18 protein-coding genes and 4 pseudogenes are annotated in these 19770 nt (G+C 73.6%); 9 read left to right on the forward strand and 13 right to left on the reverse strand.

Annotated features, from left to right (window positions below; genetic code table 11):
* Positions 1–40: 40 nt before the first annotated feature.
* Both ACIRYZ_RS44355 and ACIRYZ_RS44360 read right to left on the reverse strand, forming a co-directional pair.
* On the reverse strand, positions 41–361 hold the full coding sequence (locus tag ACIRYZ_RS44355) for a hypothetical protein (protein WP_402954717.1): 321 nt from the start codon (positions 359–361) through the stop codon (positions 41–43).
* 811 nt (positions 362–1172) lie between these two features.
* Positions 1173–1979: a pyrroline-5-carboxylate reductase family protein gene (locus ACIRYZ_RS44360; RefSeq protein ID WP_402954720.1), complete on the reverse strand. Its 807-nt coding sequence runs from the start codon at positions 1977–1979 to the stop codon at positions 1173–1175.
* Positions 1980–2244: 265 nt separating this feature from the next.
* On the opposite strand from ACIRYZ_RS44360, the gene ACIRYZ_RS44365 reads away from it, so the two are divergent.
* Entirely contained in the window at positions 2245–3021 is a 777-nt protein-coding gene (locus ACIRYZ_RS44365; RefSeq protein ID WP_402954723.1) for a MerR family transcriptional regulator, read from the forward strand.
* A gap of 23 nt (positions 3022–3044) precedes the next feature.
* On the opposite strand, the pseudogene ACIRYZ_RS44370 reads toward ACIRYZ_RS44365, so the two are convergent.
* Positions 3045–3380 (reverse strand): annotated as a pseudogene (locus ACIRYZ_RS44370) (helix-turn-helix transcriptional regulator); the annotation flags it as partial.
* On the opposite strand from ACIRYZ_RS44370, the gene ACIRYZ_RS44375 reads away from it, so the two are divergent.
* Positions 3367–3804: a hypothetical protein gene (locus ACIRYZ_RS44375; protein ID WP_402954726.1), complete on the forward strand. Its 438-nt coding sequence runs from the start codon at positions 3367–3369 to the stop codon at positions 3802–3804. The pseudogene ACIRYZ_RS44370 and the gene ACIRYZ_RS44375 sit on opposite strands and share 14 nt — an antisense overlap.
* 132 nt (positions 3805–3936) lie before the next feature.
* Here ACIRYZ_RS44375 and ACIRYZ_RS44380 read toward each other — a convergent pair whose 3' ends face one another.
* On the reverse strand, positions 3937–5088 hold the full coding sequence (locus ACIRYZ_RS44380; RefSeq protein WP_402954729.1) for a citrate/2-methylcitrate synthase: 1152 nt from the start codon (positions 5086–5088) through the stop codon (positions 3937–3939).
* A 156-nt stretch (positions 5089–5244) separates the two neighbouring features.
* Here ACIRYZ_RS44380 and ACIRYZ_RS44385 point away from each other — a divergent pair, with 156 nt between their 5' ends.
* The gene (locus tag ACIRYZ_RS44385; RefSeq protein WP_402954732.1) at positions 5245–6528 is read left to right on the forward strand and encodes a citrate synthase; all 1284 of its coding nucleotides are present in this window, start codon (positions 5245–5247) and stop codon (positions 6526–6528) included.
* A gap of 99 nt (positions 6529–6627) precedes the next feature.
* On the opposite strand, the gene ACIRYZ_RS44390 is transcribed toward ACIRYZ_RS44385, so the two are convergent.
* Positions 6628–8160 (reverse strand): FMN-binding glutamate synthase family protein, encoded by a 1533-nt coding sequence (locus tag ACIRYZ_RS44390; RefSeq protein ID WP_402954735.1) that lies wholly within the window; start codon positions 8158–8160, stop codon positions 6628–6630.
* A 271-nt stretch (positions 8161–8431) separates the two neighbouring features.
* Between ACIRYZ_RS44390 and ACIRYZ_RS44395 the strand changes: the two genes are divergently transcribed.
* Both ACIRYZ_RS44395 and ACIRYZ_RS44400 read left to right on the forward strand, forming a co-directional pair.
* Positions 8432–8785, forward strand: a complete 354-nt coding sequence (locus ACIRYZ_RS44395) for an antibiotic biosynthesis monooxygenase family protein (RefSeq protein WP_402954738.1) — start codon at positions 8432–8434, stop codon at positions 8783–8785.
* A gap of 137 nt (positions 8786–8922) precedes the next feature.
* Positions 8923–9306: a VOC family protein gene (locus tag ACIRYZ_RS44400; protein ID WP_402954741.1), complete on the forward strand. Its 384-nt coding sequence runs from the start codon at positions 8923–8925 to the stop codon at positions 9304–9306.
* A 31-nt stretch (positions 9307–9337) separates the two neighbouring features.
* Here the strand turns inward: ACIRYZ_RS44400 and ACIRYZ_RS44405 are convergent, their stop codons facing one another.
* Positions 9338–10420, reverse strand: coding sequence for a chitinase (locus ACIRYZ_RS44405; RefSeq protein WP_402954761.1), 1083 nt, complete (start codon positions 10418–10420; stop codon positions 9338–9340).
* Positions 10421–10462: 42 nt separating this feature from the next.
* Positions 10463–11065 (reverse strand): annotated as a pseudogene (locus tag ACIRYZ_RS44410) (carbohydrate binding domain-containing protein); the annotation flags it as partial.
* 273 nt (positions 11066–11338) lie between these two features.
* Between ACIRYZ_RS44410 and ACIRYZ_RS44415 the strand changes: the two are divergent.
* Positions 11339–12394, forward strand: coding sequence for an NAD-dependent epimerase/dehydratase family protein (locus ACIRYZ_RS44415; RefSeq protein ID WP_402954744.1), 1056 nt, complete (start codon positions 11339–11341; stop codon positions 12392–12394).
* 2 nt (positions 12395–12396) lie between these two features.
* Here ACIRYZ_RS44415 and ACIRYZ_RS44420 read toward each other — a convergent pair whose 3' ends face one another.
* Both ACIRYZ_RS44420 and ACIRYZ_RS44425 read right to left on the reverse strand, forming a co-directional pair.
* On the reverse strand, positions 12397–13554 hold the full coding sequence (locus ACIRYZ_RS44420) for a sensor histidine kinase (protein WP_402954747.1): 1158 nt from the start codon (positions 13552–13554) through the stop codon (positions 12397–12399).
* The gene (locus ACIRYZ_RS44425) at positions 13551–14309 is read right to left on the reverse strand and encodes a response regulator transcription factor (protein WP_402954764.1); all 759 of its coding nucleotides are present in this window, start codon (positions 14307–14309) and stop codon (positions 13551–13553) included. The genes ACIRYZ_RS44420 and ACIRYZ_RS44425 overlap by 4 nt, the downstream gene beginning before the upstream one ends.
* Before the next feature lie 197 nt (positions 14310–14506).
* On the opposite strand from ACIRYZ_RS44425, the pseudogene ACIRYZ_RS44430 reads away from it, so the two are divergent.
* From ACIRYZ_RS44430 to ACIRYZ_RS44440, 3 genes and pseudogenes are all read left to right on the forward strand, one after another.
* Positions 14507–15214: pseudogene (locus ACIRYZ_RS44430) on the forward strand (glycosyltransferase family 2 protein); the annotation flags it as partial.
* 102 nt (positions 15215–15316) lie between these two features.
* A complete protein-coding gene (locus ACIRYZ_RS44435; protein WP_402954767.1) occupies positions 15317–15844 on the forward strand; it encodes a DUF2064 domain-containing protein in 528 nt (175 codons plus the stop codon).
* A complete protein-coding gene (locus tag ACIRYZ_RS44440) occupies positions 15841–16497 on the forward strand; it encodes an SAM-dependent methyltransferase (protein ID WP_402954750.1) in 657 nt (218 codons plus the stop codon). The genes ACIRYZ_RS44435 and ACIRYZ_RS44440 overlap by 4 nt, the downstream gene beginning before the upstream one ends.
* A gap of 85 nt (positions 16498–16582) precedes the next feature.
* Here the strand turns inward: ACIRYZ_RS44440 and ACIRYZ_RS44445 are convergent, their stop codons facing one another.
* The 4 genes and pseudogenes from ACIRYZ_RS44445 to ACIRYZ_RS44460 form a co-directional block, all read right to left on the reverse strand.
* Complete coding sequence (locus tag ACIRYZ_RS44445; protein WP_402954752.1) at positions 16583–17194, reverse strand: cytochrome b/b6 domain-containing protein; 612 nt, start codon at positions 17192–17194, stop codon at positions 16583–16585.
* Positions 17178–17891, reverse strand: coding sequence for a molybdopterin-dependent oxidoreductase (locus ACIRYZ_RS44450; protein ID WP_402954755.1), 714 nt, complete (start codon positions 17889–17891; stop codon positions 17178–17180). Before ACIRYZ_RS44450 ends, ACIRYZ_RS44445 begins: the two co-directional genes overlap by 17 nt.
* 54 nt (positions 17892–17945) lie before the next feature.
* The gene (locus tag ACIRYZ_RS44455) at positions 17946–19313 is read right to left on the reverse strand and encodes a hypothetical protein (RefSeq protein WP_402954758.1); all 1368 of its coding nucleotides are present in this window, start codon (positions 19311–19313) and stop codon (positions 17946–17948) included.
* A 103-nt stretch (positions 19314–19416) separates the two neighbouring features.
* Positions 19417–19770: pseudogene (locus ACIRYZ_RS44460) on the reverse strand (5'-methylthioadenosine phosphorylase); the annotation flags it as partial.

Here is a 19770-nt window from a genome sequence, read left to right on the forward strand (position 1 = left end):
ATGATCCACAATAGTTCTTGATAACGATTCGACAACGTCCCTATGAGTGCGTGTCAGTACGGGCCGCCGGGCCCAGCGCGGCGGCCACCGCCCGACACCTCGGCTGCCGGTCGTACGGGGTGCGGGTACAGAGGAAGCCGGCCTGGTCCAGGTGGTCGACCGTGCCGTCGGCCCGGTGCACCACGCGCAGCGGCTCGCCCGCGCAGTAGCCGTCCAGCCCGGTCCAGGTCCCGTCCGGCTCGGGCCGGAACCGTGAGGTGCGGGCCGCGCCGCCCAGCGCTGTGAGCTCCAGCACACGGCCGGCTCGCAGGTGCGGCGCGACCGCGCTGGCGCCCCAGCACCAGGGGCCGGTCAGCGCCAACAGCTCCAGGGTCGGCGTCGGTGAAGGGCCGCCCGGGCTCGGGGATCCGCGGCTCGCGCCCGGCGGTGATCGCGATCAGGTCGCGGGCCACCTGGCCGAGGTTGGGGCCGGCCGTGGTGTTGGCGAGCATGACGACCGCCACATCGTCCTGCTCCCTGAACAAGAGCGAGGCGAGGAAGCCGGGCATCGAGCCGCCGTGGCCGACCCGCAGCCGGCTGACCACCTGCTGGAGCTGCCGGCCCAGGCCGTAGCCGGCCGTCCAGTCGCCGTCCGGCGCGGCGGCCGGCCGACACATCTCGGCCAGCGTCTCCGGTACAGCGAGGCGTACGCGGTCGCCCGAGGGAGGGTGGCGATGAACTCATCAGACGGGAGCCAGCTTAGAAGTCCGCCCGGAAGCATGACAGTTCCGCGAACGCATCGCGTTGGACAGCCTGCTGCAGCACACTCATCACCACGGCCTTCGCCTTGATTCCCTTACCTCGTCGCAGAGTTCAGGATCATGCGAAGGCCGCTTCAACATCCGAGGAATCCTCGTGCGGGTGATCGCTTCGACGTCATGTTCGAGGTCGGACCATAAACGTCAAGCTGGGGGCCGGCAGTTCATCGATGCACCGGACTTTCCCGTGATGCATGCTCACGATCACCGCCACGCCGACGAACGGCCACAGCCCGACCACTCACCAACCACGCCTCAGGTGCTCCGTCAGAGCGCTGTCGACCCAGGAGAAGCTCATGGTCTTCCCCGAGGACTTTGCCGCCGCGCCTTGCCGGATGCCGGTACTGGACCCAGGCCGGCCCTCGTTCCTCGATGTCAGTGCTGGTGCCGGCCGGACCGCTCGTTGTCCTGTGTTGCCTGGAAAGCAGCACGCCATGCCGCGATGAGGCCGTCGCGGGCTGCATCGATCCCGGCAGCGGTATTGCCGCCGGGAACCGCGACACGGTCGATCACATCGGACAGGGAGGCACCGCCACTGACCAGGAGGCCCGCTGCTTCCAGGCCGCACATGGCGAGCTGCTCCGCCACCTCCCGCGGCAAGGAGGCTTTTCGCCGGCACTGGGCCTGGGCCATCGCCGCCGCGGCCACTGCCAGCAGGGCCGGGCCACAGGACGCCAGGTCGGTTGCGGCGCGGCCCTGGTCCTCGGTGATGACGAACGGGGTGGAGAACGTCCGCAGCAGCGCCAGGAGGTTCTCGATCGCAGGCTCGGTCATACCGGGCCCGGGCACCAGGAGCGTCGCGCCGGCGCCGATCTCGTTGCCCGCGCTGGGGATCAGCTTGGCCACCGGGCCCGGCACCGCCTCGGCCAAGGCGGACAACGGCTGCCGGTTGCTGATGGTGACCACGATGTGGTCGGCGGTCAGCCGCGGTCGCAGGTCATCGAGGACGGCGGGCAGGGCCGCCTGCGGCGTGCACAGGATGATCAGCGCCGCGGAGCCGGGCAGTTCCCGCAATGACGCGATCTGCGCGCCAGGGACGACCTGCTCGAACCGCGCGATGCTCGAAGCGGAGCGCCCGCTGGCGTAGAGACGGCCGGGCCCGACAGCCCGGCTGAAGGCCGCCGCCAAGGTCTGACCCATGCGGCCCAAGCCGACGATTCCCACTGTTCGGAGCTCGCTCATGGCCGCAAGCATCGCAGATCCGGATCATCTGTGACCGGCCGCGGGACACCTCACTCGCGCAACACGTCCCTCACGGCCTCGTCCACTTTCCCGTCGATCTGTGGCAAGAGGCACGATCTCAGCCGAGATCAGCCCCATGGACTGCACACGATCACCGGAGCCAGGCATCGCCGCAGCGGCCATGACCCGCGATGGATCTGACGGGCAGACCGGCCGACGGTCACACAACAACACGGCTTCCGTGGGGACCTTTTAGGCTGAGCGGATGATGAGCGGAGTCACGATCGGGCAGGCGGCGGCATTCGTCGGCGTCACGGTGAAGACGGTGCGGCACTACCACCAGCACGGACTGGTCGACGAACCACAACGCGACGGCTCCGGCTACCGGCGGTACGGGTCTGACGACCTGCTGCGGTTGGTGCAGGTCCGGACGCTGGCCACCGCCGGGGTGCCGCTGGCCGAGATCGGGCCCCTGCTCGACGCCGACGCCGAGCAGTTCGCCGTCGGCCTGGCCGACGTCAAACGGCGGCTGACCGACCGGATCGCGGAGCTGACCGCGCGCCTCGACATGCTGCACCGGCTCGCCGAAGGCGACCGGGCCCTGCTGCCCGACCGCGCCTGCGCGGTCCTGGATCGGATGCCCGACCTCGGCCTGAGCCCCGACTACGTGGCCGCGCAGCGCGAGGCCCTGGTGCTGGTCCGGGCGCTGGTGCCGGAGGGCTTCGACGACTTCCTGACCCAGCTCGAACTCCGGCTCGACGACCCCGAGTTCATCGACCTGACCAGGCGCGGCCAGGAGGCCGAGACCTGGGAGCCGGACGACCCGAGGATCGAGGAGCTCGCGACCGCCATGGCGGACCACTACCTCGCCAACCCCGCGCTGCTGGGGAGTCCCACCAGCCTGCAGACCTGGCGGAAGGCCACCGCCCAGTACCGGCTGATCAACGACCACCGCGAGGACCAAGCACCGGTCTCAGCCCGGCTGACCGCGCTCACCGAGAGCAGGCTCCGCTCCGCCGGCGTGGTCGGCCCACGCCGCTGACGGACGGCCGGGAGGCCTCCCCCTCATCCCGTCCGTACCCGCCGCCGCCAGTCCGACGGGGTGACCCCGCGCGCCCGCTTGAACGCCACGCTGAACGCGAACGCGTCCTGGTATCCCACCTCGCGTGCCACCACGGCGACGGTGTCCTCCGTGTCGCGCAGCAGGTCCGCGGCCACAGCCATCCGCCAGCCGGTGAGGTAGGTCAGCGGCGGCTCGCCGACCGCGCTGGTGAAGCGCGCGGCGAAGGCGGCGCGGGACTGTCCGACCCGCGAGGCCAGCTCGGCGACCGTCCACCGGTGCGCCGGGTCCTCGTGCAGCAGGCGTAGCGCGTCACCGACGGCCGGAGTGTCCAGCGCCCGCCGGTCGGGCGTCCTGACCGGAACCCTCGCCCTGCCCACCGGTGACGGGCGCACGGCGTTCGTCGACGCCGAGGACATCGCCGAGGTCGCCGCCGCGGCACTGACCGAGGACCGCCACAGCGGACGGATCTACCAGCTGACCGGCCCACGGGCCATCGGCTTCGGCGAGGCGGCCGACCTGATCGCCGCCGCCACCGGCCGGACGGTCCGTCACCTGGACGTCGAACCCGGCGCCTTCGTGGACCGCATGGTCCACGAAGGCGTGCCCGCCGACACCGCCCGCCTGCTCACCGGTCTACTGGTGGACATCCGCGACGGCCGGGGCCAGGACGTCTCCGACGGCGTGGAGCAGGCGCTCGGACGACCGCCCAGGTCGTTCGAGGACTACGTCGTCGAGGCGGCCGCCGCAGGCCACTGGAGCTGACCGGACGGGCCACCCGTCAGCGCTCCGGCGTGACGTCGCGCAGCCGGCCCCGCCTCGGCGCTGCCGGTCCGGGAGTTCCCGATCCGCCACGCCGCGCTCCGTGGCGCGGGGTTCGGCTCCGGGGCCCGCTGTTCAGGCCGTCGGCAGCGGCTGCGGGGCGGACGGGCCGGTGTAGCGGGCGGACGGGCGGATGATCTTGGAGTCGGCGGCCTGTTCCAGGATGTTGGCGCTCCAGCCGATCGCGCGGGCCGCGGCGAAGGTGGGGGTGAACATCTCCCTGGGCAGGCCGCACAGGTGCATCACCACGCCGGCGTAGAACTCGACGTTGGTGTGGAGTTCGCGGCCCGGCTTCAGCTCGGCCAGGATCGCCTCGACCCGGGCCTCCACCTGGACGGCGAGGTCGACCAGCTCGCCGCCGAAGGACTCCGCGACCCCGCGCAGCATCCGGGAGCGCGGGTCCTCGGTGCGGTAGACGGCGTGGCCGAAGCCCATGATGCGGTCCCCGGCCAGCACGTGCTCGCGGATCCAGCCGTCGATCCGCTCCGGGGCGCCGATCGCGTCCAGGGTGTCCAGCGCCCGGCTCGGCGCGCCGCCGTGCAGCGGCCCGGAGAGCGCGCCGAGCCCGCCGACCAGGCAGGCCACCAGGTCGGCCCCGGTGGAGGCGATCACCCGGGCGGTGAAGGTGGAGGCGTTGAAGCCGTGGTCCACCGTGGAGATCAGGTACTGCTCGACCGCGCGGGCCCTGGCCGGCTCGGGCTCCTCGCCGGTCAGCATGTAGAGGTAGTTGGCCGCGTAGCCCAGGTCGTCGCGCGGTTCCACCGGCTGCTCGCCGTGCTGCAGCCGGTGCAGCGCGGTCAGGATGGTGGGCACCAGCGCGGTGGCGAACAACGCGTCCTCGACCCGCTGGTCGGGCGCGGTGTCGTAGAGCGGCCGGATGCCGCGGTCGGCGGCGGCGATCGAGAGCGCGGCACCCAGGGCGGTGAGCGGGCCGCCGTGCGCGGTGCTCGCCGCCAGCGCGGGCAGCAACGGGCGCAGCGCGTCGGGCAGTCGGCGCAGCGGTGCGGTGCGGGCCAGGAAGGCGGCGCGGCGGGCCGGGTCGGGCAGCTCGCCGAGCAGCATCAGGTGCCAGACGTCCTCCAGGGTGCGCTGCTCGGCGAGGTCGATCGCCGAGTACTGGCGGTAGCGGTAGAAGCCTTCCAGCCCGCGGACGTCGCTGAGTTCGGTCTCGGTGACCACGACGCCCTTGAGTCCGCGCGGGACCTCGATCTCGGTGGTGCTCGACATGGCGGTAGCCCTCCTCCTGGATGTTCCGGGTGATGCTCTGTACTCTCCGAGCATTGATCCACATTGTCAATGTTGATTGAAATCAATGTGGAATACTGTGGATCATCATCAAGGCGCGACACGAGAACCAGGACGAGGACGGGACGAGGGCAGACCATGGCCGAACGCTTGACCACCCAGCAGGTCGCCGAGCAGCTCGGTGTCAAGGTGGAGACGGTGTACGCCTACGCCAGCCGCGGCCAGCTGAGCAGCGAGCGGGCCCCGGGCGGCAAGGGCAGCACCTTCGACGCCCGCGAGGTGGCCGAGCTGGCCGCCCGCGGCCGCCGCGCCCCGGTGCGCCCGCCCACCGGCGAACCGTCGGCCGGGGAACCGTGGGCCAGCCGACCGGTCACGGTGCGGACCGGGCTGACCCTGATCGAGAACGGCAGGCTCTACTACCGTGGCCAGGACGCCGTCGAACTCGCCGTCCGGCACGGCTTCGAGGCCGCGATCGGCTGGCTCTGGGGGCTGGGCACCGACGCCCCGGTGGCGCTGCGGGTACCGCCCGCCACCGCCGAGGCGCTGGCCCGGGCCGCCGCCGCGCTGCCCGACGGGATCCGGCTGCCCGACCGGCTGCGGATCTCGGCCACCGTCGCCGCCGCACTCGACCCGCTCCGCTTCGACCTGCGCGAACAGACCGTGCTGGCGGCCGGGGCGGCACTGATCGCCGGGATGGTGGAGGCGCTGCCGCGCACCGCACCCGACCCCGGGCCCGGCGCCTCACTGGCGGCCCGGCTGTGGAGCCGGCTGGCCCCCGCCGCGCCCACACCCGAGGCGCTGGCCTGCCTGGACCGCGCCCTGGTACTGCTGATGGACCACGAGCTGGCGGTGTCCACGGTGGCGGCCCGGGTGGCGGCCTCGGCGCGGGCCCATCCGTACGCGGTGGTCTCCGCCGGGCTCGGCGCCACCGACGGCCCGCTGCACGGGGCGGCCAGCCCGCTGGCGCACCGGCTGCTCGGCGAGGTGCTGGCCGGCGGCGCCGTGCCGGTGGTCTCCGACCACCTGCGCACCGGCCGGCCGATCCCGGGGCTCGGCCACCGGCTCTACCCGGAGGGCGACCCGCGGGCGGTGGCGCTGCTCGACGCGGTGGGCCGGCTCGACGGCGGTGCGGCCGTGGTGGCGGCGGTCGCCGAGGTGGAGGCGGCGGCGGGCCCGGCCGGGCGGCCGGCGCTGCGCGCCAACATCGACCTGGCGCTGGCCGCCATGGCGCTGGCCGCCGGGCTTTCGGCGGAGGCCTGCGAGGTGGTCTTCGCGGTGGCCCGCACCCCGGGCTGGCTGGCCCACGCGGTGGAGGAGTACCGCGAGGAACCGCTGCGGATGCGGGCCCGGGGCAGCTACACCGGGCCGCGCCCGTCGGAAGGTCCGGAACGTCCGGAGCGTCCGGTCCCGGGCTTGTCGTAGCGCGGCATCCCGGCCGCCGCGCGTGCCAGCTGCTTGCTGACCCGCGAGGCGGCCGGGGAGTCCTCCGTCATCACCCCGGTCGGTGCGTCGGACGGCCCGCTACCGGACGGAGCCCGACCCGGTGGTGAGAAGCGCCGTGATCTCCTCGGCGAGGTGCGGGCCGAGTTCGCCCCAGCCGTCCTTGTAGCCGTAGACGCCGGCCAGGGTGCGGGCCTCGTAGTCGCCGTTCATGATCTCGATGTCGTTGGCCGTGATGAGCCCCGGGTGGGCGACGCCGACGGCCGCGGAGACCTTCATCAGCTCCTTGCGCAGGGTGCGCAGGTAGACGGCGGCCCGGGTGGCCTTCGAAGCCGGGTCCAGGCCGCGGGCCAGCCACGTGTTCTGGGTCGCGATGCCCGTTGGGCACTTGTCGGTGTGGCACTTCTGCGCCTGGATGCAGCCGATCGACAGCATTGCCTCACGGGCCACGTTGATCATGTCGGCGCCCAGGGCGAAGGCGACCGCGGCGTTCTCGGGCAGGCCGAGCTTGCCGGAGCCGATGAAGGTCAGGTCGTCGGTCAGCCCCAGCTCGGCGAAGGTGCCGTAGACCCGGGAGAAGCCCATCCGGAACGGCAGCGACACCGAGTCGGCGAACATCCGCGGCGCCGCCCCGGTGCCGCCCTCGCCGCCGTCGATGGTCACGAAGTCGACCCCGCGGTCACCACGCGTCATCAGGGTGGCCAGCTCCTGCCAGAAGCCCATCTCCCCCACCGCGCTCTTGATCCCGACCGGCACACCGGTCTCGGTGGCGAGCAACTCGACGAAGTCGAGCATCGAGTCGACGTCGCTGAACGCGGTGTGCCGCGACGGGGAGGCGCAGTCCTTGCCGACCGGGATGCCGCGGATCCCGGCGATCTCCGCGGTCACCTTCGGGCCCGGCAGCATCCCGCCCAACCCGGGCTTGGCGCCCTGGGAGAGCTTGATCTCTATCGCCTTGACCGGGGCACCGGCGACGACGTCCTTGAGCTTGTCGAGGTTGAAGCTGCCGTCCTCGTTGCGGCAGCCGAAGTACGCCGTGCCGAGCTGGAGGACGAGGTCACCGCCGTTGCGGTGGTAGGGCGAGAGGCCGCCCTCGCCCGTGTTGTGCATCGCGCCCGCCAGCGCCGCCCCCTTGTTGAGCGCCGTGATGGCCGCGCCGGAGAGCGATCCGAAGCTCATCGCGGAGATGTTCACCACGCTCGCCGGCCGGAACGCCTTGGCGCGCCCGCGCGGCCCGCCCAGCACCTTGGCCGAGGGCAGCGGGGCCTGCGGGTCGTGCGCGTCGGGCAGTGGGCCGGCGAAGGTGCGCTGCTTCAGGTAGGCGTGCCCCTGGACGTGCTCGACGTCGACTTCGGTGCCGAACCCGAAGTAGTTGTTCTCCTCCTTCGCCGACGCGTAGATCCAGGTGCGCTGGTCGCGGCTGAAGGGGCGCTCCTCCTCGTTGGAGGTCACGATGTACTGGCGCAGCTCCGGCCCGATCGTCTCCAGCAGGTACCGGGCGTGCCCGAGCACCGGGAAGTTCCGGAGCAGTGCGTGCCGCTTCTGGACGAGGTCGCGGGCTGCCAGAAGCGCCACCGCAGTTGCGGCGGCCGCGCCGATCTTCCGGGCTTGCATGGACGTTCCTCCTCGATGCACGACTCCGTCGCCGTACGACGGAGCCGTTGTGCCGTGTTGGGCGTTGAACGGCGGGCGCACGGCCGATCGGGCATCGGCGTCCGTCGAAGAATGCGAACTGATGGTAGGAGGCCGGGCGGACGGGCCTGCGGCCAGGGGTCCGGTCCGGGGCCGTCGTGGCCGCCGCCCTCCGCCCCGGGCCCGGTCCCTCACGCGTCCCGTTGAGGGGAGAGGCTGGATCACCGGGCGCCTCCCGCCTTACGGTGGCGCCATGAGCGATCACTCCGAAGCGCCTGTCGCGCCCGTCGAGGCCTACGAACCCCCTTACTACATGGCCGTCTTCACCGCGGTGCGCGCCCAGGACCAGAGCGGCTACGGCGAGACCAACGCGCGCTTGGAGGAGCTGGTGAAGGACGTCCCCGGGTACCTGGGGATGGACTACGCACAGTCTCCCGGCGGGCTGGCCATCACCGTCGCCTACTTCCGCGACGCCGACGCCCTCACGCAGTGGCGGTGCGACGCCGAGCACCGCGCGGCGCAGGAGCGCGGGCGAGCCGAGTGGTACCGGAGCTACACGCTGCACGTGGCGAAGGTGGAGCGCAGCCACGGGTTCACGCGAGCGTAGGTGCCCCCGGGCCCGACGGCAGGCTGACCAGCCGACGCCACCTCAGCGGCGGTCCCGCCACGGGCTCGCGTCGAACGGGTCGGCCTGCCGTCGCAACTCTGTGGCGTTCGGCGTGAAAATCAGGAAGGCTCGGGCACATGGTCTCGGTATTGCAGAACGTGGCGATCGACTGTGCGGATGCCTACGAGCTGGCCCGGTTCTGGAGCGGGGTGACCGGCCGTCCGCTGTCTCCGGAGGACAAACCGGGCGATCCGGAGGTTCAGGTGCTGCTGGCGGAGGGGCCGGTCCTGTACTTCAACCAGGTGTCCGAGGCCAAGACGGTCAAGAACCGGATCCATCTGTGTCTGCGCCCGCAGACCTCGCGTGAGCAGGAGGTGGAACGGCTGCTGGATCTGGGCGCCACCCTTGTCGCCGATCTCCGGAATCCCGACGGCTCCGGCTGGGCGGTCCTCGCCGACCCCGAAGGCAACGAGTTCTGCGTTCTGCGCAGCGAGTCCGACCGGGCCGCCACGACCTCCTGACGCCTCCGCGACCGTCCTGGCCGGTGGGACGTCAACGGCCCTGGAGGGCCTTGACGTTGTCGCCGAAGGTCCAGCCCTTCGAGCCGTCCCAGTTGACCGACCACGTCATGAGCCCCTTCAGCGAGCCGCCGAAGGCGTTCCACGACTGGCCGACCAGGCCCGGATCCAGGTAGCCGCCACCCGCACCGGGCTGGGCCGGCAGGCCGGGCACCTGCTTGTCGTAGGGCACCTTGACGGTGGTGCCCTGGATGGTCAGGCCGTTGTTCAGGCAGGTGGTCTGCGCGGTGAAGCCCTGCACGGTACCGGCCTGGTATGAGTCGCCGGAGCAGCCGTACATGCTGCCGTTGTAGTACTGCATGTTCAGCCACCACAGTTGCCCGTTGTCGGCGTACTTCTTGATGATCGGCAGGTAGGCGCCCCAGATCGACCCGTAGGTGACGCTCCCGCCGGTGACGTACGCGGTTTCGGGGGCCATCGTCAGGCCGAAGCCCGCGGGCATCTGGGCCAGCACGCCGTCGATGATGCGCTCCAGGTTGGCCTGGGAGGCGGAGAGCGTGTTGATGTCCCCGCTTCCGGACAGGCCGGTCTCGATGTCGATGTCGATTCCGTCGAAGTTGTACTTCTTGAGGATCGGGACGACGGTCGCCACGAACCGGTCGGCGACGGTACTGGAGCTCAGGTCGATGCCCGCGGTGGCACCGCCGATCGACATCAGGATCGTCGAACCGGCCGCCTTGGCCTGGCACATCTCGGCGGGGGTCGAGACCTTGACGTTGGTGTCCATGTCGTCCTGCCACTGGACGGTGCCGTCCGAAAGGATCACCGGGAAGGCGGCGTTGACGACGTTGTAGCCGTGCGCGGCGATCCGGCTGTCCGTGATGGGGACCCAGCCCATGCCCGGGTGGACGCCGTTCGCGGCGCCGTCCCAGTTCTCCCAGTACCCCTGCAGGACCTTGCCGGACGGCTTGGGCTTCGTGGGGCAGGTGTCGCCCGGCGGGGTGGTGGTCGGCGTCGCGGTCCCGGTCGTGGGCGGGGCGCTGGTCGGCGGCGCGGTGGTGGGCGTCGCCGTGGCGGTCGGCGTGGGGCTGCCGCCGCCGGGGCCAGTGAGCGACACGTCGTCCGCGTAGTACGCGGGCTGCCCGTACCAGCCGTGCAGGTAGACGGTCACCGAGGTGGTGTTGGGCCCGGTGGTGAACCCGACGCTGAGCCGGCTGTACGACGGGCTGTTCGGCGTCCAGGTGGACGGGGCGCCGGTGATTCCGGCGCCAGTGGCGCCCAGGTAGACGTAGCTGCCCTGGACGTAGGCGCTCAGCGTGTACTGGGAGTCGGGCTGCACGCTGACGGTCTGGGTGCACTGGGCGTCGTCCTGGCCGGTCGGCGTGGCCTGGAGCCCGGAGGCGCCGGAGTGGACCGGACTGCTGACGACCGTGCCGGATCCGCTGGAGCAGGTCCAGCCGGAGAGTCCGTCCTCGAAGCCGGGGTTGGCCACCAGGTTGGTGGTGGCGGCCCCAGCCGTGGCGGAGCTGGCCACCGCGATGCCGGCGCCGATGACGGCGACGGCGCTCACCCCGGCGAGGGCGCGCCGCAGGGTGGTTGGTCCGTGCTCGGCGCGGCCGGTCCGGTTCAGCTGCGGTGCGCGTTCCACGGTCGCCCGGTACGGGCGCTCGCTGCCGGTCTGGAGGCCTTCGAGGCGGCCGGGATCGGGACAGGGGCGGACCTCACCCGACTGACGTGAAGTGCGCGACCTCTGACGGAACATGCTGTGCTCCCTTCCCGCCGAGCGTCATGGACATGACCGACGCGTGGGGGCGTGACGCCCGGCTCCGGATGAGTGGGGACATGTGGGGCTGTGCCGGACCGGATCGTAGGGAGCTGCGGCGAGGCCGGTCAATAGGTCTGGACCAATTTCGAGGAATGCGGCTCGCCCGGGCGAGAGGGCCGAGCCGATGGCAGGCTGCTGCTTCTTACCGATGGATGACGCGGCGGCCGCCTTCGGTGGCTGCGCGGTCCGCGGCCGGTAGCGTCGGCGGGCATGAGGATTCTGGTCACCGGCGGCGCCGGGTTCATCGGTTCGACGGTCGTGCGGGCGCTGGTGGCGGCCGGTCACGAGGTGCGCGTCCTGGACGCGCTGCTGACCGCCGTACACCCTTCGGGGGCGGCGCCGGCGCTGCCGGCCGGGGTGGAGTTCCGGCACGCGGACGTGCGGGACGCGGCGGCGGTCGGGCAGGCGCTGGCCGGGGTGGACGCGGTCTGCCACCAGGCCGCGATGGTGGGCCTGGGGCTGGATCTCGACGACGCGCCCGCCTACGCGGGCTGCAACGACCTGGGCACCGCCGTCCTGCTCGCCGCGATGGCGCGGTCCGGGGTACGGAACCTCGTGCTCGCCGGGTCGATGGTGGTCTACGGCGAGGGCCGGTACCGGTGCCCGGTGCACGGAGACGTCTCGCCCGGTCCGCGCCGCCCGGACGAGCTGGACGGCGGCCGGTTCGAGCCGCCGTGCCCGCGGTGCGGCGCACCACTGCACCCCGAGCTGGTGACGGAGGACGCGCCGACCGATCCGCGCAACGTGTACGCGGCCACCAAGCTGGCCCAGGAGCACCTGGCGAGCGCCTGGGCCCGAGCCTGCGGAGGCCGCGTTCTGACGCTGCGCTACCACAACGTCTACGGGCCGGGGATGCCGCGCGACACACCGTACGCCGGGGTGGCCTCGCTGTTCCGCTCAGCCTTGGCCCGGGGCGAGGCGCCCCGGGTGTTCGAGGACGGTGGCCAGCGCCGGGACTTCGTCCACGTCGAGGACGTCGCCGCCGCCAATCTGGCCGCGCTCACGGCACTCGGCGATCGGCCGCCGGGCGGGGCCCGGGCCTACAACGTGGGCAGCGGTGAGGTGCACACGATCGGGGAGATGGCCCGGGCACTGGCCGGCGCTCACGGCGCTCCGGCCCCGGTGGTGACCGGCGAGTACCGGCTCGGCGACGTCCGGCACATCACCGCGGACTCCTCCCGTCTCCGCGAGGAGCTCGACTGGCGCGCCCGGGTCCCCTTCGCCGAGGGAATGGCGGAGTTCGCGGCGGCGCCGCTGCGCGCGTGACCTCAGGTTCGCGCGGCGGGAAGGACGATCTCGAAGCAGCAGCCCCCGGCGACGTTGCGGACCCGGGCGCGCCCGGCGTGCGCCTCGACGATGCCGCGGACGATGGCGAGCCCGAGCCCGGCACCGCTGCCCCCGCCCTCGCTCCGCTGCCGCGGATTCCCCTGGTCGGCCGGCCTGGGCGTGCGGGCGGCACTGCCGCGCCACCCCGTCTCGAACACCCGGGGCAGGTCCTGCTCCGGGATGCCGCCGCAGCCGTCGGTGACCGACAGCACCACCTCGTCGGCCTCCCGGCGGGCGGAGACCGCGACCACGCCGTCCTCGGGGGTCGAGCGGATCGCATTGACCAGGAGGTTGCCGAGCACCCGGGTGATCTCGCCACTGTCCACCTCGACGGGCTCGGCGGCGACCTGCCGGCCCTCCAAGCGGACACCGCGCTTCCGGGCCAGAGGGTGGGCCCCGGCGAGCGCGTCGTCGACGAGGTCGTAGACGGACACCCGGGACAGCGACAGGGCCAACGCCCCCGCCTGGATGCGCGAGAGCTCGAAGAGGTCGTCCACCATCCCGGTCAGCCGCTCGACCTCGGTCCGCATCCGCTGCAGGTACCGCTGCGGATGCTCCGCGACACCGTCCTCCAGCGCCTCGGCCATGGCGCGCAGCCCTGCCAGCGGGGTGCGCAGGTCGTGCGAGATCCAGGCGATCAGCTCCCGGCGGGAGGTGTCCAGGGCCTGCGCGCGGGCCCTCGACTCGGCCAATCGGGCGCTGGTGGCGGCGAGTTCCTCGCTGAGCTGGGCCAGTTCCAGGCCCAGCGGAGGCTCCGGCGCGGTGAACCCGGTGTCGCTGCCCACGGTCCGGGCGGCCGCGGTCAGCGCCCTGCCCCCGGCCACGACCTGGCGGCCGAGCAGCGCCGCAGTCGCCAGCGACACCACCGAGGCCATCGCCAGCACCGTGATCACCACCCCGAGGTCGTGCCGGGACAGGAACATCGCCTGGGCGACGGCGAAGGTGCCGGAGGTGACCGCCAGCACGGTGACGGCGGCGACGCAGAACAGCGCCAGCGCGAGCGAGCGCCGGCGCAGCAGCCGGACGGCCGCCCAGCCGAGCAGACCGGCCCCGCCCGCGCCGAGCGCGGCGAACAGGGCGATCAGCAGCAGGTCCTTCACGCCGGCCCACCCTCCCGCTCCGCTGCCGGGCCGCGCTGCTGGTCCGCTGCCGGGCCGCCCGCCTGCCCGGCCGCCGGGTCGTAGCGGTAGCCGACGCCCCAGACGGTGGTGATCAGCACCGGCGCGGCCGGGTCGTCCTCGATCTTCTCGCGCAGTCGGCGGACGTGGACGGTGACGGTGGACAGGTCCCCGAAGTCCCAGCCCCACACGCGTTCCATCAGCTCCTGGCGGGAGAACACCGTCTGCGGGTGCCGGAGGAGAAACGCCAGGAGGTCGAACTCCCGGAGGGTGAGCAGCAGTTCACGCCCACCGCGGTGGACACGGCGGGCCTGCGGGTCGAGCGCGATGTCTCCGGAGACCACCGGGCCGCCGACGGGGGACGCGGGAGCGGCGGCCCGGGAGCGGCGCAGCACGGACTGAACCCGCAGGACGAGTTCCCGCGGGCTGAAGGGCTTGGTGACGTAGTCGTCCGCGCCCAGTTCCAGGCCGAGGATGCGGTCGGCCTCGTCGCCCTTGGCCGTGAGCAGGACGACCGGCAGCCCGGCGCCGTCCTCGGAGGCGCGCAACCTGCGCAGGATCTCCAGGCCGTCGATGCCGGGGAGCATGAGGTCCAGGACCAGCAGGTCCGGGCGATGGGCTCGGGCCAGGGCAAGGCCCCCGTCGCCGTCGGCGGCGCGGTCGACCCGGTGGCCCGCCCGGGTGAGGTAGCCGGCGACGACCTCGGCCACGGTCGGGTCGTCGTCGATCACCAGAATGCGGCCGGGGCACGGCGGTCCTGGGGTGGTGGGGCTCTCGTTCACCCCGCCGAGGATACGAGCCCCGGCGAGCGCCGAGCGCCACGCCAGGTCCGACGTCCGGGTTCCGTAAGATCCCCCGAACGGGCCAGCGGTGCCCGGACGTCGCACTTCCGTAAGGGCGCGGTTCGGCTTCGACGGGCCCGACCGCGGTTAGCGTGGCCGACGTGATCCCTCCCCTTGTCGCTGATGTCGTCCTGCCCTGCCTCGACGAGGCCGAGGCCCTCCCCTGGGTGCTCGGACGCGTGCCCGCCGGTTGGCGGGCGATCGTCGTGGACAACGGTTCGCGGGACGGCTCCGCGGAACTGGCCCGCTCCCTGGGCGCAACCGTCGTCAGGGAGAGCCGGCGCGGTTTCGGTGCCGCCTGCCATGCCGGACTCCTCGCCGCGACCGCCGAGCTGGTCTGCTTCATGGACTGCGACGGCTCGCTCGACCCGGCCCAACTGCCGCGGGTCGCCGCGCCGGTCGCGGCGGGCACGGCGGACCTCGTGCTCGGCCGGCGCCACCCCACGCGGGCCGGCGCGTGGCCGGCGCACGCCCGGCTCGCCAACGCCCTGCTGGCCCGCCGCCTGCGCGCCCGTACCGGCGCGCCGCTGCACGACCTGGGGCCGATGCGCGCCGCGCACCGGGAGCGGCTGCTCGCGCTCGGACTGGGGGACCGCCGCTCCGGCTATCCGCTGGAGATGGTGCTCGCCGCCTCGGCGGCCGGGATGCGGATCGCCGAGACCGGCGTCGACTACCTGCCCCGCACCGGCCGCTCCAAGGTGACCGGGACGCTGCGCGGCACCCGGCAGGCCGTACGGGACATGCGGGCCGTCCTGGCCGCACCGCCGCCCACCCTGCTGGTCATCGCGAAGTCTCCGGTGCCCGGGCAGGTGAAGACCCGCCTCACCCCGCCCTGCACCCCCGAGCAGGCGGCGACACTGGCGGGAGCCGCACTCCAGGACACCCTCGCCACCCTGAGCCGGATGCCCGCCGGGCGGCGGCTGCTGGTGCTGGAGGGCGAACCGGGTGGGTGGCTGCCACCGGGATGGGAGGTCGTGCCGCAGTGCGCGGGCGGGCTCGACGAACGCCTGGCCGCCGCCTTCGCGCACGCCGCCCGGGTGGCCCCGCGGGCACCCGCCCTGCTGGTCGGCATGGACACCCCGCAGCTGGACGCGGCCGCACTGGCCGAGCCGCTGTCGGCCGCCCGCCGCCCGGGCGTGGACGCCTGGTACGGGCCTGCGGCCGACGGCGGGTTCTGGGCCCTCGGGCTGGCCCGTCCCACCGGGCGACTCGCCCGGCGGCTCCTGCTGGACGTACCGATGTCCACGCCCGACACCGGGCGTGCGCTGCTCGACCGCCTCAGCGCCGCCGGGCTGACGGTCCACCACCTCGACCGGGCCACCGACGTGGACACCATCCTCGACGCGCGCCGGGTCGCCGCCGAGGCACCGCAGACCGCGTTCGCCGCGTGCCTGCGCTCGATCGACGCCGCACCGGGGACGGCCGGATGACCGCCCCGGCTGCCGCGTGGGTGGACGATCCGTTCGCCGAGGCCGTCCGCGCCGGGCGCGGCCCGCTGTGGCTGCGCCACGAGGACGGGGCGCGCATCCCCCTCGATGTCGAACGCTGGTGCGCGCCCGCCGCCGCGAGCGATCACAGCCTGCTGCGGCGCTGCCTGCGGGTGAACGCGCCGGTGGTGGACCTGGGCTGCGGGCCCGGCCGCCTGGTCGCCGCTCTGCTGGCCCTCGGCGTCCCGGCGCTCGGTGTCGACATCACCGGCGCCGCCGTGGCGCGCACCCGGCACCTCGGCGGTCCGGCGCTGTGCCGATCGGTGTTCGACCGCCTGCCCGCCGAGGGCCGCTGGGGCGCCGCGCTGCTCGCCGACGGCAACCTCGGCATCGGCGGCGACCCCGACGCCCTGCTCCGCCGGGGCGCCGAACTCATCGCACCGAACGGGCTGTTGCTGGTGGAGGTGGAGCCGGAGGAGGTGGACGAGCGCGCCGTCGTCCGGGTGGAAGGCCCGGACGGCCGCCTGGGCCCGCCGTTCCCCTGGGCCCGTCTCGGCGCGGCCGCCACCCTGCGACGGGCCCGCACCGCGGGCCTCGTCGAGGCGGAGCGCTGGACCTCGCACGGCCACCACTTCCTCGCGCTGCGCAAGGGGTGAATCGCGCCGCGCAAAGGGCGAGCGCCCCTGGACGCGGCCGATGACGGGCGGCGCGGTCCAGGGGCGCCGGCACGGTGCCGCTCGCCTACCGCTCGGCGTCGGTCGCCTGCCACTGCGGGTGCTCGCGCTCGGCCCAGTGCCGTCCCACCAGGCCGGTCCGCATCCCGAGCCGCGCCTCCCGGTCCCGCCAGGCCATCCGGATGTGCCCGGCGACCACGACGGCGATGGCGGCCGCCAGCCAGTCGTGCACGAAGGTCGCGCCGGTCCGCCAGGACGGCGGGGCGAGGTGGGTGAGCCACATCAGCAGCCCGGTGCCGACGATCACCAGCATCGAGCCGAGGGTCCACTGCGCGTAGAGCTTCTGCCCGGCGTTGAACTTCCCGGCCGGCCGGTGCGCCGCTCGGGCGCGCACGGCCCGCAGCCACTGCCAGTCCGCCGGGGTGAACCGGCTCAGCCGGGTGACGTCCGCCCGCACCGCCCGGGAGGCGAGTCCGAGCAGCAGCGGCACCGGCAGCGCCAGGCCGCACCACACGTGCACGGTGACGACCAGCGGCCGGTTGCCGACCAGTTCGGCGAGCGGCGCGAGGTAGAGGCACGCGGCCGTGGCCAGGCAGACGCCCGTCAGCGCGGCGGTCGTACGGTGCACCCAGCGCTCGGCGTGGGTGAAGCGGAGGACCAGTTCAGCTCGTCGGCGCATCGTCCCGCCCGTTCGACCGGCCGACCCAGGCGTCGACGTCGTATCCGTTCTGCTCCCAGTACCCGGGCTGGACCGCGTCGGTGACGGTGATGCCCGAGAGCCACTTCGCGGACTTGTAGAAGTACATCGGCGCGACGTACAGCCGCACCGGCCCGCCGTGGTCGTGCGCGATCGGGTTGTCCTGCATGCGCAGTGCGACCAGCACGTCGTCCCGCCGGGCCTGCTCCAGGGTGAGGCTCTCGGTGTACGCGCCGTCGAAGCAGCTGAAGCGCACGGCCTTGGCTCCCGGCTCGACCCCGGCGGCGTCGAGGAGATGGGCCAGCGGCACCCCCTCGAACGGGGTGTCCGGCACCCGCCACCCGGTCACGCACTGGACGTCCTTGACCAGCCGCCGCTGCGGCATCGCCTGCAGGTCGGAAAGCCGGTGGCTGGCGGGGCGCTCCACCAGTCCGTCCACGGTGAGGGTGTAGTCGACCGCGGTCCGCTCGGGGACGGAGGTCACCACCGAGTAGTACCGGAAGCCGTTGTTGCCCGGCAGCAGCCCGCTCAGGCCGCTCGGGTCCCGTTGCGCCAACGACGACTCGGCCCGCTGCAGGTACGGGCCGGCCGCGACGCCCACGGCGCCCAGCCCGAGCAGCCCGAGCACGACCCGCCGGCCCACGGGCGTGCCCTTGGGGTGTTCCGCTTTTCTGTCCACGGCCCCGATTCGACCAGGTCGGCCCGGGTCTCGGCCAGTGACGGCGGTGTTCCGTCAGGGTTTCGTCATCTCCGGCGCAGCGCCGCGCGCCGTACGGACCGGCGCGGCGCTCACGAGCCTGCGCAGCGCCGGCACCACCAGGACGCAGGCCAGGGCGAGCGCGTAGGCGGTGCGCTGCGCCTCCGGCCCGCCCACCAGGTAGAGCGCCTGTCCGGCCGCCGGGACCGCCAGCCACTCCCACCGCCCGTCGAGCGCCACCAGGGCCACCACCAGCAGTCCGTACCAGGGGTAGCTCGGCGCGACGAGCAGCAGGGCAGTCCCCGTCACCAGGAGCGCACCCTGCCACGGACGGTGGGGATCACCGCGCCGCAGCACCCACAGCACCACGGCGCCCAGCGCCAGGGCGGCCGCCCACGCGGCCCACCGGTCCGGCACCACCACCCGCAGCAACCCGAACCGGTCGAGGTGCCCCTGCTCGTAACCCTCCTCCCGCAGGTACCCGGGCAGGTAGCCGAGGACGCCGGCACCGGAGACGGCGATGTACGGCAGGTAGGCCAGCACGAACGTCCCGAGGGCCGCCGCCAGCACCAGCAGGTCGCCCTTCGTCGGCCGCCGGGCCAGCAGCCCGGACACCGCACCGGGCAGGGCGAGCGCCGGCAGCAGCTTGGTCGCGACCGCCGCCCCGAGCAGGGCGCCCCCGGCACCGGCCCGGCGGCGGGCCGCACAGCCCAACCCGGCCACCATGAGGAGCGCGCCGAGGGTGTCCACGTGCGCGTCGTTGACCGCCCACACCGTCACACCCGGACACCACCCCCACAGCGCCGCCCGCCGGCTGCCCCGCCCGACCGCCAGCAGCACACCGGTGGTGGCGACCGCCAGCAGCGCACCGGCGGCCTGCACGCCCCGTACCCCGCCACCGAAGGGGTGCGGGGCGAGGAACCAGGCCTCCGCGACCGGCGGGTAGACGGTGTGCACGGCCGGCCGGTTGATGCGGGTGCAGTCCCCGGCCGCCGTCCGCCGCTCGTCCCAGCTCGCACAGCCGTCCCCCACCGGGAACAGGCCCGCGTCGCGCAGCCGGACCAGCGCCGGGTCGTCCGGGGTGTACGCGTACGGGGAGAGCCCGGCCGCCTGGACCCGCCCGTCCCACACGTACCGGTAGGCGTCGTCGCTGGTCCGCGGCGGCGCCAGCAGCCCGGCCGCGGCGACCAGGACGCTCCCGGTCAGCACCAGCGGCACCACGTGACGGCGGCTCACCTTCCGCAGCAGGAGCAGCGCGAGGACGAAGAGCGCGGCGTCGAGTGCGTACCAGTCGTAGAGCGGCGACCGGTCGGCGAGCGTCCCGCCACCGGTCACGGTCAGTGCGAGGGCCGCCGCGAGGGCGGCGACCGCGAGGGCGCAGGTCAGGGAAGTACGGGTGAGCACGCGCCCACCCTGCCACCGGCACCTGCCCGCCGTCGGCACCGGCGGGGCCGCCGTTCGGAATCCGTAAGCACCGCGCGGCGGTGGCGTCACCGGTCCGGAGCGGTCAGTCGCCGGGGACGCCGGGAAGGCCGGTCGTGAGGCCGTCCAGGGCGTGCGAGCAGACGCACGCGCGGTCGGTGGGCAGCATCCCGATGGCCTTGAACAGCACCGTGCGCAGCCGGTCGACGCTCCCCGCGAAGACCTTGAGCACCTCGGCCTGGGTGACGCCCTCGCCGGCCTCCACACCGGCGTCATGGTCGGTCACGAGTGCCACCGAGGTGTAGCAGAGCCCGAGTTCACGCGCCAGCACCGCCTCGGGGTGCCCGGTCATGCCGACCACCGACCAGCCGTTGGCGGTGAACCAGCGGGACTCGGCCCGGGTGGAGAAGCGCGGGCCCTCGATGACCACCAGCGTCCC

It is taken from the genome of Kitasatospora sp. NPDC101155, from assembly GCF_044768305.1.
Taxonomy (GTDB): domain Bacteria; phylum Actinomycetota; class Actinomycetes; order Streptomycetales; family Streptomycetaceae; genus Kitasatospora.

Excerpts from the sequence above, each read along its gene's own strand:
- ACIRYZ_RS44360 (WP_402954720.1), bottom strand. The coding sequence starts at position 1,979 with ATGAGCGAGCTCCGAACAGTGGGAATCGTCGGCTTGGGCCGCATGGGT.
- ACIRYZ_RS44365 (WP_402954723.1), top strand. The coding sequence starts at position 2,245 with ATGATGAGCGGAGTCACGATCGGGCAGGCGGCGGCATTCGTCGGCGTC.
- ACIRYZ_RS44380 (WP_402954729.1), bottom strand. The coding sequence starts at position 5,088 with ATGTCGAGCACCACCGAGATCGAGGTCCCGCGCGGACTCAAGGGCGTC.
- ACIRYZ_RS44385 (WP_402954732.1), top strand. The coding sequence starts at position 5,245 with ATGGCCGAACGCTTGACCACCCAGCAGGTCGCCGAGCAGCTCGGTGTC.
- ACIRYZ_RS44390 (WP_402954735.1), bottom strand. The coding sequence starts at position 8,160 with ATGCAAGCCCGGAAGATCGGCGCGGCCGCCGCAACTGCGGTGGCGCTT.
- ACIRYZ_RS44395 (WP_402954738.1), top strand. The coding sequence starts at position 8,432 with ATGAGCGATCACTCCGAAGCGCCTGTCGCGCCCGTCGAGGCCTACGAA.
- ACIRYZ_RS44400 (WP_402954741.1), top strand. The coding sequence starts at position 8,923 with ATGGTCTCGGTATTGCAGAACGTGGCGATCGACTGTGCGGATGCCTAC.
- ACIRYZ_RS44415 (WP_402954744.1), top strand. The coding sequence starts at position 11,339 with ATGAGGATTCTGGTCACCGGCGGCGCCGGGTTCATCGGTTCGACGGTC.
- ACIRYZ_RS44435 (WP_402954767.1), top strand. The coding sequence starts at position 15,317 with ATGCCCGCCGGGCGGCGGCTGCTGGTGCTGGAGGGCGAACCGGGTGGG.
- ACIRYZ_RS44440 (WP_402954750.1), top strand. The coding sequence starts at position 15,841 with ATGACCGCCCCGGCTGCCGCGTGGGTGGACGATCCGTTCGCCGAGGCC.
- ACIRYZ_RS44445 (WP_402954752.1), bottom strand. The coding sequence starts at position 17,194 with ATGCGCCGACGAGCTGAACTGGTCCTCCGCTTCACCCACGCCGAGCGC.